The following is a 13,433-nucleotide window of genomic DNA, read 5'->3' as shown; positions in this document are numbered from 1 at the left end:
GTCAGAACCGCGTCGTCCCGCGCAGGGACCGCGGCCGCCCGTCCGGGTCGACCGCGAGCGCTGCCGCGGGCCGCGCCCACAGCCGCTGGAACGCGGAGACCGACTCCGGCTCGTGCTGCCGGATGCGACCGGGCGGTCGGGGTCCTGGCTGCCCGTCCTCCTGCCAGTGGTCGAGTGCGCGCGCCGTCGATCGCCACAGCGCCAGGAGCTCCGCGCTCGATCCCCGGAGCCGCTCGTCGTCGGGCGTCGTCGCCAGGTGCTCGGCCCAGAGCTCGAGCCGCAGGTCCCGCGCCGCCGACTCGTCGCCGGACGCGGTGTCGACGACGGCGCAGGTCAGTTCGCTGTCGGACGTCCACGACCGGCGGTTGAAGTTGTCCGACCCGATGGTGAACCACTGGTCGTCGACGACGCACACCTTCGCGTGGATGTAGATCGGCCTGCCGGACTCGTGCTCCAGGTCGAAGACGCCGACCCGGTCCGCGGCGGTCCGGCGGAGTGTGCGCATCGCCTCGATCTGCCCGAGCCGCGCCGGCGGTCCACCGAGCACGCCGTCGGAGTTCGGGTACCGCGGCACGAGCACGATCACCCGCAGCTGCGGGTTCCGCTCGAGGGCCTCGGCGATGCCGGTCGCGATCTCCTTCGACCAGAGGTACTGGTCCTCGATGTAGATGAGCGACTCCGCGGTGCGGAACGCCTTGCCGTAGGCGCGCGCGATGCTCCGCTCGCCCTCGGGAGCGAACGGGAACGGCGGCCGCTTCACCCCGTACGTCCGCAACAGCTGCACGGCGTGCTCGCCGGCCGGCGGCGGTGGGGGAGTCCGCTCCGGCAGCGGTTCGGGTCGGCGGGGCATCCGGGTGAGGCGCTGCAGCAGCATCCGGTACGGCAGGCTCCGGTCGAGCGGGGTCGGGTCGTCCCACCGTTCGGCGAAGACCGCCAGGACGTCCGCGACCACCGGCCCACGGAGCTCCATGGACGCATCGTGCCACGACGGTCGCCGGCCGTACCGGGCGTCGATCGACACGGGCTGCGGGTCGCCCTGGTGCGCGGCGTCGTCCCGTCGGCTGTGGCACAGGTCGATCCCGCCGACGAACGCCACGTCACGGGACGGGTCGTCGCGGTGCTGGATGACGAAGAACTTCTGGTGGTGCGACCCGAACACGCGGACCCGCTGGTCGAGCAGCACCTCGCCGCCGGCGTCGTTGATCTTCCGGCCGAGCAGCTCGTTCGCCAGGGCACTGAGCGACGCGGACACCCGCTCGCCGTGCGACCGCCAGATGAGCCCGCGGACCTCGACGCCGGCTCGGGCCCGCTCGGCGAGCAGGTCGCCGATCGTCGGGCCGTCGGGCAGCAGGCGCTCGTCGGCGTCGCCGCGCCAGTCCGTGAACCACACGCGGTCGCCGGGTGCCAGCGCGGCCAGCTCGGCATGGATGCGTTCGAAGTACGGGGCGCCGTGCACCAGCGGCCGGACCATGTTGCCCTCGGACCACGGCAGCGCGTCGCCCCCGCCGGCGTGGACGTCGGTGGCGAGGTTGCCGCGTTCGTCCCGGGCGAGGAACCAGTGACGTGGTTCGGTGCGCACGTTCGAACACTAGGCCCTCAACGCGGGACGAGGCGGACTGGAGGCCCGGTGCCAGCTGGCACCGGGCCTCCAGTCCGCGTCCTGGTCGCGACCGGAGCGCCCACCGCGACCGGCGGGTCGATACCGTTGTGCACATGGCCAGCTTCACGCCCCCCGCTGCCGACGCCATGCGTGCGAAGCTCCTGCTCGCCGCGCGTGACGAGTTCACAGCGGTCGGGCTCACCGGCGCCCGGATCGAACGCATCGCCGCGGCGTCGTCGAGCAACAAGGCGCAGATCTTCCACTACTTCGGCAGCAAGGAGGGACTGTTCGACGCGCTCATCACGCAGACGGTCACCGAGACGCTGACCGAGGTGCCGATCGACACCGACGACCTGCCGGGGTACGCCGGGCGCCTCTTCGACTCCTACGCCCGTCGCCCGTGGGTGCCGCGCCTGGCGACCTGGTACCGGCTCGAGCGTCAGCAGGGCAACCCGCTCGAGGCGATCGTCAGCAGCAACGCCGAGGCGGTCGCCGCCGTCGAGCACGCGCAGCGGGCGGGCGTGCTCCCGCGCTCCCACCGTCCGGCGGTGCTCCTCGGTCTGGTCGTCCACCTCGCCGGTTTCTGGGACGCCACGACCCCGGAGTTCGACACCCTGGTGCAGGCAGTCGTGCCGGCCCGGCGTCGGCAGATCGTGGTGGACGCGGTCGGGTCACTCCTGCGCGGCTGAATCCGTCTCGCGCGGACGGCGTGCAGAGCGACCGCCGAGGGTGCACAGTTCATCGCACGTGGCAGGCGCCGTGCCCGCCCGGGATCGGGGACCTGCGATGAAGCGACTGCTCACTGCGAGCGGCCTGGTGGCCGCCGCGCTCGCCGTCGGCCTGCTGACGCCGACGACTGCGATCGCCGCTCCGGCTGCCGTCGGTTCGGTCTCCGTGCAGCTCACGGATGCCGACGGGGTGCCGGTCGGCCTCGCCGGCGTGGAGGTCGCCGCGCTCGGGATCCGGGGCATCGACGCCGACGGGCTGACCGACGCGCACGGGCGGGTCGTGCTCGGGGGCATCACCAGCCCGCAGACCGTGACGGTCACCACCAGGACGATCCCGTCGCAAGGGGCCGCCACACCGGCACCCGCCCGGCGGACCGGCGTCGCCGTCGTCACCGGTGCGACGACGAGCTCCACGCTCGGGCTGAGCGTCGGCGCCACCGTGCGCGGTGCCATCGTGGGGCCGGCGGGGGCGCTCGCCGGGAAGACCGTGACCGCGGCGAACCAGACCGACACGTGGCAGGTGTTCCAGACGACGTCCGACGCTGCCGGGCGCTACGAGTTCGTCGGACTCGGGTCGGGGCAGTACACGATCTCCGCCTACGACTCGCGTGACGCGGAACCGGCGCACTGGAAGACGCTCGTCGTGCAGCAGCGGGGTGCGGCGTCGGCGTCGGAGGTGACCCTGTCGACGCACTACGTGCACAGCACCTACGACCTGGAGGTGTTCGCGAACTCGGCCGATCGTGCGCCGGACCCGCGGTTGCGCGGCGCCACGGTGACCGTGACGAACACGTCGACGGGGGCGACGGCGTCGTCACGGTTCTCGACCTTGCTCGACTCGGAGCAGTCGGCGCAGTTCGTCGTGCCGACGGGGCAGTACCTGATCGAGCTCGTGACGACCGCGACGTCGACGAGTGCCGCGCAGCACCTGTGGCTGGCGCGGTCGGCCGACGGCAGGATCGCGTACGTCACCGACCGGGCGTCGGCGCTCCCAGTGCGGGTCGCGTACCCGTACTGGTCAGGTTGGGGTGGTGCCGTGCCCGCGGCGCGCGCCTGACCTCGGGAGTCTGACGCGGCCAGCGGCTCGCAAGCCGCGGACAGCGCCCCACGTCGAACCGACGATGCCGGTGTTCTCCTTCACAGTCATCGTCGGGCGACGGCCGCCGCCGCCTCGCTGATGGTGGACCCGGGATGCTGCTCGCGATAGTGCCGAACCTCATCGACGGTGATCCTGGCGTTGACCGGCACCTGCGTGCTGCCGATGATCGGCTTCGAGAAGGCGGCGTAGAAGAGCGTGGCCATGAGGACCATTCCGGCGAAAGCGGGCTCGGTGAAGAGAAAGGCGGCCGTCGTGGCGCACACGCCACAGATGAGGATGATCACCGGCTTCCGGCGCTTCACGAGAAGCACTTCTGCTTGACAGCGGTGATGCCGATGAGTTCAGCGCCGAGCGCTGCTGCCGCCCCGCCCAGCGCGTTGATCTTCTCCCAGCTGAACGACGCGCCCCAGAAGATCCGCACTGCTTTCGTGACGCCACCGAGCGTGTCGATCAGTCTCTTGATCTTGAGGATCTTTGCCACTGGGATTGCGGTCGAGGCGATGAGCCACGCAATCGCTCCGGCACATCCGACGATGTCCGCTTGCGTCCCTCGGAGGAGTTCTGGATGAGTTTCTCCGAGCCATGCTCGAAGCGCATTGTCTCCAGACAACAGTACGTGCTCCGGGATCTGGTCGATGAGGCCGAGACCTCGCTCGAGGTCGGCGGCTTGCATGTTCGCGTTGTCCACGGAGAGATACGTCTCGAGGTCGGAGTTGGTCGCTGCCGAAGCCGGCGTCGCGCCGAGCAGCGAGGCACACAACCCCGCGGTCAGCGCCGCGACCACCGCGGTCGTGCACTTCTCGTTCATGCGCAGTGTCTTCATCGTTGCCTCCCACAGCCGGCGCCCCTCGCCGGAATGCTCCGATACTGCCGGTGATGTTTGACATACACAACTCCTCGTCGTGTGGAGCGCGGGTCTGCGTCTTTCGATGCAACTCCGCCAGGTGCCTCCTTCCGTCGGTCGTGCCGCCGTCGGGCGCTCCCTAGCGTCGAGGACATGACGAACACCACCGAAGTCCGGCCCACTGCCGGCACCGCACCGCGACCCGTGGGAGGCGCCCGCGGCGTGATCTCCCGGCATCCGCTCGAGTCGTTCTTCACCCTCGCGCTCGGCCTGAGCTGGCTGGCCTGGATCCCGTACGTCCTCTCCCCGCACGGCCTCGGTGTGTGGGACCTCCACTTCCCGGAGTTCCTCGGGAGCGCCCAGTTCACCGGGGTCCTGCCCGGAGCGCTCGTCGGTCCGCTCGGGAGCGCGTTCCTGGTGACCGCGATCGCCGACGGCCGCCCGGGCCTGCGCCGCTGGGTCGGCAGGCTCTGGCGCTGGCGCGTCGCCTGGTACTGGTACGCCCTGGCGCTGGTCGTGGTGCCCGCGCTGATCGTCCTCTCCGGGCTGCCGTTCGCCGACGGGGACGTCCGTGTGCCGTCGGCCCTGGCCTTCGCGGCCGTCGTGCCCGGGCTGGTCGTGCAGCTGTTCACGACCGGACTGTCCGAGGAGCCCGGCTGGCGCGACTTCGCCCTGCCCCGCCTGCAGGACCGGTTCGGCGCGCTCGGTTCCGCCGCGGTCCTCGGTCCGGTCTGGGCGCTGTGGCACATGCCGCTGTACCTCAGTGACTGGGGCGGCTGGCCGGATGCGCACTGGAGCGAGCCGCTCGTCTTCGCGGCCTTCACGATCACCTTCAACGTCGTCATGACCTGGGTGTTCAACAAGACCGGCCAGAGCCTGCCGGTCGCGCTGCTGCTGCACGTCGGCGTGAACAACACGATCACGACGTTCTGGGCGGACATGTACCCGGGGATGACCGCGGGCACCATGATGACCGGGCTCGCGATCCTGTCCACGGTCGCTGCGGGCGTGCTGATCGTGGTGACCCGTGGTCGTCTCGGCCACGACGTCGCCGTGGTCCGACGGAGCGCCCGCGCCGCCCGCGCCGGCCTGCCCGCCGAGCGCAGCGTCCTCGTAGGATCGGACGATGGCACCCGCTGAGCCGCGCGAGCGACGTCTCGACGTCCTCGTCGCCGTCGGCACCGCCGTCGTCGCCATCGGCCTGCTCCTCGGTCTGCCCCCGCTCGACGCCGCCGACCCCGACGGCGCCGGCCTCGGCACCCTGGTCCCGGCACCGCTCGGCATCCCGTGGTCCGTCCTCGCCGTCGGGCTGCTCGCCCAGTCGGCCGCCCTGCTCGCCGCCCGTCGGGCTCCACGTACGACGCTCCTGACGGTCGCAGCGCTGCCGGTACCGGTCGCCGTGCTCGCCCCGCAGGCCTTCGCCCTCTTCGGGCTGACCGCCCTGCCCGTCGTCGTCGCCGTCGTCCTGGTGTCCCTCCGCGTGCCCGTCGCCCGGCTCTGGGCGACGCTGATCGGCGCGGCGCTCCTGGTCGTCGTCGGGCAGTCGATCCTGTTCTTCGTCGCGAGCGGGGCCGGTCGGTCGAACCCCGTGCAGGGCATCTCGACGTCAGCGGGGCAGGGGGTCCTGCAGGCGGTCGGGGCCGTCGGGCTCCCGCTCCTGGTCACCCTGCTCGTCCGCTCCCGCCGCGAAGTGCGCACCGCCCGCGCGGCCGAGGCGACCGCCGTCGGCCGCGAACAGGACGCCCTGGTGGACGCCGCCGTGTCCCGGGAGCGTGCGGCGATGGCGCGCGAGCTCCACGACATCGCGGCCCACCACCTGTCCGGCATCGCGCTGATGTCGGCCGTCATCGACCGGCAGATCGACACCGAACCGGAACGAGCGCACGAGGGGGTGCGTCAGGTCCGCGAGCAGAGCACCGCCGTGCTCGACGACCTGCGTCGCCTGGTCGGGCTGCTCCGGGACGACACCCCGGCCGAACAGGCGGTGGAGACCGTCGCGGGCATCGTGGACCTGGTCGAGCGCGCCCGGTACCGCAGCGAGGTGCGGATCGACGTCCTCCCGGGGGCCCGCCCACTGGCCGAGGGCATCGGCCCGCTCGCCCAGCTCGCGGCGTACCGGACCGTCCAGGAGGCCCTGGCCAACGCGGCCATGCACGCCCCGTCCGCCGCCTGCACCGTCGTCGTCGACGACCGCGACCCGTCCCGGGTCCTGATCCGGGTGGAGAACGCACCGGCCGTCGTCCCGGCAGTCGGCAGTTCACCAGCGGGCGGCAACGGCCTGCGGGGGATGCGCGAGCGGGCAGAACTGGTCGGGGCGAGCCTCCAGGCCGGTCCCACCGCCACCGGCGGATGGCTGGTGACGCTGACGCTCGGACGGGAGGCCCCTCCCGCACCCGACGGGGCGACCGACGGTGCCGAGGTGGTCTCGTGATCCGCGTCCTGGTCGCTGACGACCAGCCCCTCGTCCGCGCCGGGGTCACGGCGCTCCTCGACGCGGAGCCCGACATCGAGGTCGTCGGCGTCGCCGCCGACGGCGGCGAGGCGCTCGCACTCGCGCGCGCCATCCGACCCGACGTCGCCTGCCTGGACATCCGGATGCCGGTGCGGAACGGCATCGAGCTCGCCCGGATCCTGTGCGGACCGGACGCGGACCCGGCGGTCCCGGTGCTGATGCTGACCACCTTCGACCTGGACGACTACGTGTTCGGGGCGCTCGAGGCCGGCGCGTCCGGGTTCCTGCTGAAGGACGCCGACCCGGACACCATCGTCGATGCCGTACGGCAGGTCGCCGCGGGCAACGGCACCCTCGACCAGGCCCTCACGCGCCGGGTGCTCCGCGAGTTCGTGTCCCGACGGAGCCTGCGACCCGTCGCGGGGGACCGCGCCGACGGCGTCCTGACCGCCCGGGAACGCGAGGTCCTGCTGCTGCTGGCACAGGGGATGTCGAACGAGGACATCGCCGCCGAACTCGTGCTCGAGGTCTCCACCGTGAAGTCGCACCTGGCGCGGATGCTCCCGAAGCTCGGGGTGCGGTCCCGGCTGCAGGCGGTGGTGTGGGCCTACCAGAACCGCATCGTGACGGTGCCCGACCAGGCGTGACCCGGACGGTCGGTCAGTCGGTGCTCGCGGCCGCGGACCGCAGCGTCCGCTCCGCGTCGTCGAGGTAGTCGGCGAGCAGGGCGGACGCGGTCGCGGCGTCACCGGCGCGCAGCGCGGCGACGATCGCCTCGTTCCGGTCCACGAACTGCGCGTGGAACGCTGCCGGGTCCTCGGTCGTGAGGAACGCCAACCGCATCTCGGCGAGCAGCCCGTCCATGAGCCCCCAGATCCGCTCGCTCGGGACCGCCCGCACCAGCGCCGAGTGGAAGGCGATGTCCGCGGTGCCGACCGCTCGCCAGTCCCCGGCGGCAGCGGCATCGCGTGCGGCGGTGACCGCTGCAGCCGCGTCCGCGAGCGCCGTGGACGACGGCGTGCACGCCCGGACCGCGGCCTCCTCGAGCACCCGCCGCGCCGCGTACAGGTCGACGACGTCCGACGAGCTCAGTCGCCGCACGAACACCCCGCGGTTGAACACGTGCTCCACGAGGCGGTCGCGCACGAGCAGCCGGAAGGCCTCGCGCAGGGTGTTCCGCGAGACCCCGAGCTGGTCGCTCAACCGTTCCTCGGACAGCTGCGCTCCCGGCAGGAAGTCGCCCGAAGCGATCATCGAACGGAGTCGCGATGCGGTGGACTCGGCGCCGCCGACGGTTCGGGTCATGCCCCGATCCTGACACGGCATCGTCGCGGGTCCTCCACCGGGGTACCTCGTGTGACCGCCGTGTTACAGATCCCGTGGGGGTCTTGTGATTGTTGAACAATGCGGTCCAGACTGTCCCGCATGTTCGTCCTCATCGGCGTCGCCGTCGTCATCGTCGGCTTCGCGCTGCGCGTCAACGCGCTCCTCGTCGTCACCGTCGCGGGCATCGTGACGGCGGCCATCGGCGGCATCGGCCCCGTCGGCATCCTCGATGCCTTCGGCAACGGGTTCGCCTCCAGCCGGTCCGTCACGACCTTCGCCCTCGTGCTGCCCGTCATCGGCCTGATCGAGCGCTACGGCCTGCAGGACCAGGCGAAGCGGCTCATCGCGAAGCTCGGCAAGCTCACGACCGGCCGGATCCTGGCCGCGTACCTCGCCGTGCGGCAGATCACCGCCGCCGTCGGCCTCACGAGCATCGGTGGCCCGGCGCAGACCGTCCGACCGCTCGTCCACCCCATGGCCGAGGGCGCCGCCATCAAGAAGTACGGGCGCCTCGACGACCGGATGCGCGAGAAGATCAAGGGCTTCTCGGCGTCGTCGGACACCGTCGGGGTGTTCTTCGGTGAGGACGTCTTCGTCGCGGTGGGGTCGATCCTGCTCATCACGACGTTCGTCGACTCGACGTACGACCTGGCGCTCGAGCCGATCGACCTCGCGCTCTGGGCGATCCCGACGGGCGTCGCCGCGCTCCTGGTCCACGGCACGCGGCTCCTGCTGTTCGACCGCCGGCTCGACAAGATGGCCGCCGACGTCCGCGAACCCGCCACGGCAGGAGCACCGGCATGATCACCAGCGAATGGCTCTACTGGCTCATCGGCGCGTTCTTCATCGCCGTCGCGGTCCTCATCGTCACCGACACCACGCACGCCAAGCGCCTCGGCAACGCGGCGTTCTGGGGCATCCTCGGCCTGTCCTTCTTCTACGGCACGTTCGTCGCCGCGAAGACCGCTCCGGCGTGGGCGCTCGGCGTCGCCGTCCTGGTCATGGTGGCGCTCGCCGGGCTCGGCTTCACGGGGACGACGGCGCGGGGCGGCGCACCGAGTCGCACCCGGGTCGCGAGCATCCCCGGCGCGGGCACGGGCGCCGAGACCGGTCCCGCGGAGCCGACGGGCGTGACCGCACGACCGAGCAGCGGGGGTGCCAGCACCAGCGTCCTCGCGACCACGACGGCGGACGAGCGCGCGACGTTCGCCAGCCGCTTCGGCAACCGCCTGTTCATCCCCGCGCTCGTCGTGCCGGTGGTCGCCGTGCTCGTCGCGACCCTGGGCCCGCTCGTCTCCTTCCGCGGGAAGCCGCTCCTGGCCGAAGGCAGCGCGACGCTGACCGGCCTCGGCATCGGCTCGGTCCTCGCGGTGGTCGTCGCCGTGTTCATCCTGCGCCCGCCGAAGGTCGCCACCCCGATCCGCGAAGGCGGCCGGCTCCTGCAGGCGATCGGCTGGGCAGCCCTCCTGCCGCAGATGCTCTCGACCCTCGGCATCGTCTTCACCCAGGCCGGCGTGGGGGACGCCGTCGGGACGATCATCAAGTCGGTCCTGCCCGGCGGTTCGCTCCTGGCGGCGGTCGTCGTCTACTGCCTCGGCATGGCGCTGTTCACGATCATCATGGGCAACGCGTTCGCCGCGTTCCCGATCATGACCGCCGCGATCGGCTGGCCGGTCCTGGTGCAGGGCTTCGACGGCAACCCCGCTGCGATCTTCGCCATCGGGATGCTCGCCGGCTTCTGCGGCACCCTGGTCACGCCGATGGCCGCGAACTTCAACCTCGTGCCGGCCGCGCTCCTGGAGATGCGCGACAAGTACGGCCCGATCAAGGCGCAGATCCCGACCGCCGCCATCCTGCTCGTCGTCAACACCGGAGTCATGTACCTTGTCGCATTCTGATCTCGCACGCGCCGCCTGGGCTGACCGCTTCGCGGCCGTCGCCGCCGACAACACCACCCGCGAGTACCCCTACGCCGCGCACCACACCACCTCTGGTCCGGACGACCGCGCGCTGCCCGTCGAGCTCCACCCGGCCTTCGCCACCTCCTACGACTGGCATTCGTCGGTCCACATGCACTGGCTCGCCGCGCGGTTGGTCGCGTTCGGGCTGACGCCCACCCTGGAGGCCCGGCTCGTCCCCGTCCTGCAGGCCCACCTGAGCGCGGACCACCTCGCGACGGAAGCCGCCTACCTCCGGCAGACCCCGCACTACGAGCGTCCGTACGGCTGGGCATGGCTGATGCGGCTCGCGGCCGAGGTCACCACGTCAGAGGTCCCCGCGATCCGGGCACTCGCGCCCGGGTTCGTCCCGGTGGTCGACGTACTGGAGGACCTCGTCACCCGGTGGGTCTCGGGCGCAGCGCACGCGGTCCGGCACGGGGTGCACGCGAACTCCGCGTTCGGGCTGCTGCTCGTGCTCGAGGCCGCTCGTTCCCTCGGCCGGGACGACCTGGCGGCGACGATCGAGCGCACGGCCCGAGCCTGGTTCGGCGACGACACCGGATGGCCCTTCGCCTGGGAGCGCAGCGGCCACGACTTCCTGTCCGCCGGGCTCGCCGAGGCCGATCTGATGCGCGCGGTGCTGCCGGCGGCGGAGTTCGCACCATGGGCTCGGGGCTTCTTCGCCGAGGTCCGCTCCGGAGACTCGGTCCTGAGCTCCACCGTGGTCGTGGACGAGAACGACCCGCAGCAGGTGCACCTCTTCGGCCTCGACCTCTCCCGTGCCGGTTCGGCGCGACGGATCGCGGACGCGCTGGCGGGCTCGGACAGCGCCGAGCTCGTCGGTCTGCTCGATGACGCTGCCGACCGTCTGCTCGCGTCCGGCCTCGAAGCGAGCGTCGGCGAGGAGTACTACTCCACGCACTGGCTCGCGAGCTTCGCGTGGGACGCGATGGAGGCCCGGGAGCACTCGCGCTGAGCCTGCCGCCGCCGCAAGATGGACCATGGCCAGCGCACAGGACGACATCGTCGAACTCGTGGAGTACGCGTCGCAGCGGCTCGCGGACCGGATGACGACCCTCGACGACGACGAGTGGGCGTGGGAACCGATCCCCGGCAACGCCGAGGTCACGATCCGCTGGCGTCTCGACCACATCGCCCACACGCTCGGTGAGGAACGGAACTGGGCCTGGCTCGGGGCCGACCCGGCGGGCGCGCCGGCACTGGCGCCCTCGACCTCGGCGGCGACCGCGCTGGCCGCCGTGGAACTCGCGACCGAACGCTTCCTCGGACTGGCTCGCGGGCTCGGCGTGGCGGCCGACGAGCCGATCGGTGCCGTGGCCGGACCGTACGGCGACAGCTCGAAGCGGTCGCTCGTGCTGCACGTCGTCGACGAGCTGGTGCACCACGCGGCCGAGGCTGCGCTGCTCCGCGACCTCTACCTCGCCCGCGCAGTCCTGCTCTCGCAGTAACCGCCGTTCTTGCAGATGTGGCAGAAAAACCTGCCAATATGAGCACATTCTGGCATGATTTGGTACCAGGAGGTCGTCATGGTCCAGCGCACATCACCTCGTCGCCGCCGTCAGCTCGTGGCCTTCGGAGAGAACATCAGGCGATGGCGAGCCGTGAACGGTCTGTCGGCAGCGGAACTCGCTGAGCGGGCGGCGGTGACCAGGCAGACCCTGCGGGCGATCGAGGCGGGCGAGGGTGGCCGGATCGATTCGCTGTTCGCCGTGTTGGGTGCGCTCGGTATCGCGGACGCCGCGATCGACGGGATCGATCCCTATCGGAACGAAGCGGCTCGAGCGCGGATCGACGACCTGCTGAGCAGCGGTGGCGTGCTGTGACCGCCCATGAGGTCGAGGTCTGGACCACCGATGCGGCGGGGGACCGGAGGGTCGGGACCCTGCGCCCGTCCTTCATGGGAGGGCGCGCGCTCGCATCGTCGTCGTTCGAGTACGACGAGCCGTGGCTGCGGGGTGGTGGTTGGCGGATCTCGCCGGACCTTCCCCTCCGATGGGGGCGGACCTACGCCGCTGAGAACCAGACCCTGCCCGGGGCGTTCAGCGATGCGGCACCGGACGACTGGGGTCAGAAGATCATCCGGGCGGACAACGCGCGGCGGCGCCAGCACGACGACGCGCTCCCCGCTCGCCTCGGCGAGTTCGACTACCTCCTGGGTGTTGCTGATCACACACGGATCGGGGCACTGCGGTTCCGCGACGACGGTGGATGGCTCTCGAGTGAGGCCGGAGTCGCGAACCTGCACGACCTGCAGCGGATCGTCGACACGGCACAGCGGTACGAGGACGACGAGGCGACGGACGAGGACATCGCCTACCTCAACGACGTGGCGACGTCCCCAGGCGGCGCGCGACCGAAGGCGAACGTCGTCACAGGCGACGGCCGCCTTGCGATCGCCAAGCTGCCGCACTCCAAAGACGGCCGTTTCGACGTCGAGCGCTGGGAAGGTGTCGCCCTCTCCATCGCTGCAGCGGCGGGTCTGCGTACCCCGCGGTGGTCGATCGCGCCGTCGGGAGCAGGCAGGGCAGTCCTCGTGTCCGAGCGGTTCGACCGCGACGGTGGCGGCGTTCGTCTCGGCTACATGTCGGGCCGCACCGCGCTCGGCCTCGGAACTCACGACAACGGCTCTCGTGAGACCTACGAGGACTTCGCGGACACGATCGCGGAATGGAGTGTCGAGCCGGTCGCGGACCTGCAGGAGATGTTCGGGCGCATCGCGCTGACCGTGCTGATCAACAACGTCGACGATCACTGGCGGAACCACGCGTTCCTCCACGACGGAACCGGATGGCGACTGTCACCGCTCTTCGACGTCAACCCGAGTCGACAACGAGGCGTGATCGACTCGCGAAGGATCAGTGACAAGGACGATCCCACCGACCGTCAGCTGTCCCATCTCATCGAGGTCGCAGGAGCGTTCCGGCTCAGATCCGCACCGGCTCGCGACGTTGTGCGTCGCGTCGCACGGGCAGTCACGCTGTGGGACGCAGAAGCACAGGCCCTCGGGATCGGAGCGGACGAGCGGGGCGCACTCCAGAGCGTCTTCGAAACGCCGCAGCTCGACTGGGCGCTCGCGCTCTGAACAGCAGACGGACCCGATTCGTCAGGGGAGCGTGATCGTCCGCTCGAACGTGCGCGTCACGGGTGGCTCGGCGAGGATCGCGGCGAGCGCCTCGGCGCGGCCCTCCGGCGTCGCCCGCCACGCGACGTAGGCGTCGTGCGCGGCGGTCGACTCCCAGACCTCGAGGACGACGAGCCGGTCCTGGTCGGCGTCGTCGACCAGGACCTCGAGTGACTCGTTGCCCGGGAACGCGGCGGTCTGCGCGAGCGTCTCGCGGATGGCGGACTCGATGGTCTCGGCGGCGAGGTCGTCGCGGAGTCGGACCTCGAGGAACACGGTCGTTGCCATGGGGAACACCTTTC

Annotated in this window: 16 protein-coding genes; 11 read left to right on the top strand and 5 right to left on the bottom strand. The window is 71.4% G+C overall.

Annotated features, from left to right (window positions below):
• Nucleotide 1: 1 nt before the first annotated feature.
• Nucleotides 2-1,579: a phospholipase D family protein gene (locus ACIPJY_RS14820; RefSeq protein WP_400460968.1), complete on the bottom strand. Its 1,578-nt coding sequence runs from the start codon at nt 1,577-1,579 to the stop codon at nt 2-4.
• Between the two features lie 134 nt (nt 1,580-1,713).
• Here ACIPJY_RS14820 and ACIPJY_RS14815 point away from each other — a divergent pair, with 134 nt between their 5' ends.
• Nucleotides 1,714-2,289 carry a TetR family transcriptional regulator gene (locus ACIPJY_RS14815; protein WP_400460970.1) on the top strand — a complete coding sequence of 192 codons (576 nt, stop codon included), beginning with the start codon at nt 1,714-1,716 and terminating at the stop codon, nt 2,287-2,289.
• A gap of 97 nt (nt 2,290-2,386) precedes the next feature.
• Entirely contained in the window at nt 2,387-3,385 is a 999-nt protein-coding gene (locus ACIPJY_RS14810) for a carboxypeptidase-like regulatory domain-containing protein (RefSeq protein WP_400460972.1), read from the top strand.
• Nucleotides 3,386-3,471: 86 nt separating this feature from the next.
• Here ACIPJY_RS14810 and ACIPJY_RS14805 read toward each other — a convergent pair whose 3' ends face one another.
• Together ACIPJY_RS14805 and ACIPJY_RS14800 are read right to left on the bottom strand one after the other, a co-directional pair.
• The gene (locus ACIPJY_RS14805; RefSeq protein WP_400460974.1) at nt 3,472-3,729 is read right to left on the bottom strand and encodes a hypothetical protein; all 258 of its coding nucleotides are present in this window, start codon (nt 3,727-3,729) and stop codon (nt 3,472-3,474) included.
• Nucleotides 3,726-4,250, bottom strand: a complete 525-nt coding sequence (locus tag ACIPJY_RS14800) for a hypothetical protein (RefSeq protein ID WP_400460976.1) — start codon at nt 4,248-4,250, stop codon at nt 3,726-3,728. The genes ACIPJY_RS14805 and ACIPJY_RS14800 overlap by 4 nt, the downstream gene beginning before the upstream one ends.
• Nucleotides 4,251-4,424: 174 nt before the next feature.
• Here ACIPJY_RS14800 and ACIPJY_RS14795 point away from each other — a divergent pair, with 174 nt between their 5' ends.
• The 3 genes from ACIPJY_RS14795 to ACIPJY_RS14785 are packed head-to-tail and all read left to right on the top strand — an operon-like array spanning nt 4,425 to nt 7,370.
• Nucleotides 4,425-5,411: a type II CAAX prenyl endopeptidase Rce1 family protein gene (locus tag ACIPJY_RS14795; protein WP_400460978.1), complete on the top strand. Its 987-nt coding sequence runs from the start codon at nt 4,425-4,427 to the stop codon at nt 5,409-5,411.
• Nucleotides 5,398-6,702, top strand: coding sequence for a sensor histidine kinase (locus ACIPJY_RS14790; RefSeq protein WP_400460980.1), 1,305 nt, complete (start codon nt 5,398-5,400; stop codon nt 6,700-6,702). The genes ACIPJY_RS14795 and ACIPJY_RS14790 overlap by 14 nt, the downstream gene beginning before the upstream one ends.
• Nucleotides 6,699-7,370, top strand: a complete 672-nt coding sequence (locus ACIPJY_RS14785) for a response regulator (protein WP_400460982.1) — start codon at nt 6,699-6,701, stop codon at nt 7,368-7,370. Before ACIPJY_RS14790 ends, ACIPJY_RS14785 begins: the two co-directional genes overlap by 4 nt.
• A 13-nt stretch (nt 7,371-7,383) precedes the next feature.
• On the opposite strand, the gene ACIPJY_RS14780 is transcribed toward ACIPJY_RS14785, so the two are convergent.
• Nucleotides 7,384-8,028 carry a GntR family transcriptional regulator gene (locus ACIPJY_RS14780; protein ID WP_400460984.1) on the bottom strand — a complete coding sequence of 215 codons (645 nt, stop codon included), beginning with the start codon at nt 8,026-8,028 and terminating at the stop codon, nt 7,384-7,386.
• A gap of 120 nt (nt 8,029-8,148) precedes the next feature.
• On the opposite strand from ACIPJY_RS14780, the gene ACIPJY_RS14775 reads away from it, so the two are divergent.
• The 6 genes from ACIPJY_RS14775 (at nt 8,149) to ACIPJY_RS14750 (ending at nt 13,092) form a co-directional block, all read left to right on the top strand.
• Nucleotides 8,149-8,853: a DUF969 domain-containing protein gene (locus ACIPJY_RS14775; RefSeq protein WP_400460986.1), complete on the top strand. Its 705-nt coding sequence runs from the start codon at nt 8,149-8,151 to the stop codon at nt 8,851-8,853.
• A complete protein-coding gene (locus ACIPJY_RS14770; RefSeq protein WP_400460988.1) occupies nt 8,850-9,947 on the top strand; it encodes a DUF979 domain-containing protein in 1,098 nt (365 codons plus the stop codon). The genes ACIPJY_RS14775 and ACIPJY_RS14770 overlap by 4 nt, the downstream gene beginning before the upstream one ends.
• Nucleotides 9,934-10,965 carry a DUF2891 family protein gene (locus ACIPJY_RS14765; protein ID WP_400460989.1) on the top strand — a complete coding sequence of 344 codons (1,032 nt, stop codon included), beginning with the start codon at nt 9,934-9,936 and terminating at the stop codon, nt 10,963-10,965. The genes ACIPJY_RS14770 and ACIPJY_RS14765 overlap by 14 nt, the downstream gene beginning before the upstream one ends.
• 25 nt (nt 10,966-10,990) lie before the next feature.
• Complete coding sequence (locus ACIPJY_RS14760; RefSeq protein WP_400460990.1) at nt 10,991-11,458, top strand: DinB family protein; 468 nt, start codon at nt 10,991-10,993, stop codon at nt 11,456-11,458.
• Nucleotides 11,459-11,536: 78 nt separating this feature from the next.
• The gene (locus ACIPJY_RS14755; protein ID WP_400460992.1) at nt 11,537-11,833 is read left to right on the top strand and encodes a helix-turn-helix transcriptional regulator; all 297 of its coding nucleotides are present in this window, start codon (nt 11,537-11,539) and stop codon (nt 11,831-11,833) included.
• Nucleotides 11,830-13,092 carry a type II toxin-antitoxin system HipA family toxin gene (locus tag ACIPJY_RS14750; RefSeq protein WP_400460993.1) on the top strand — a complete coding sequence of 421 codons (1,263 nt, stop codon included), beginning with the start codon at nt 11,830-11,832 and terminating at the stop codon, nt 13,090-13,092. The genes ACIPJY_RS14755 and ACIPJY_RS14750 overlap by 4 nt, the downstream gene beginning before the upstream one ends.
• A gap of 21 nt (nt 13,093-13,113) precedes the next feature.
• Here the strand turns inward: ACIPJY_RS14750 and ACIPJY_RS14745 are convergent, their stop codons facing one another.
• The gene (locus ACIPJY_RS14745; RefSeq protein ID WP_400460994.1) at nt 13,114-13,419 is read right to left on the bottom strand and encodes a putative quinol monooxygenase; all 306 of its coding nucleotides are present in this window, start codon (nt 13,417-13,419) and stop codon (nt 13,114-13,116) included.
• Nucleotides 13,420-13,433 lie beyond the last annotated feature (14 nt).

Origin of the sequence: Curtobacterium sp. NPDC090223 (assembly GCF_044746585.1) — a bacterium.
Lineage (GTDB): Bacteria > Actinomycetota > Actinomycetes > Actinomycetales > Microbacteriaceae > Curtobacterium.
This window is presented reverse-complemented; position numbering and strand designations above follow the sequence as displayed.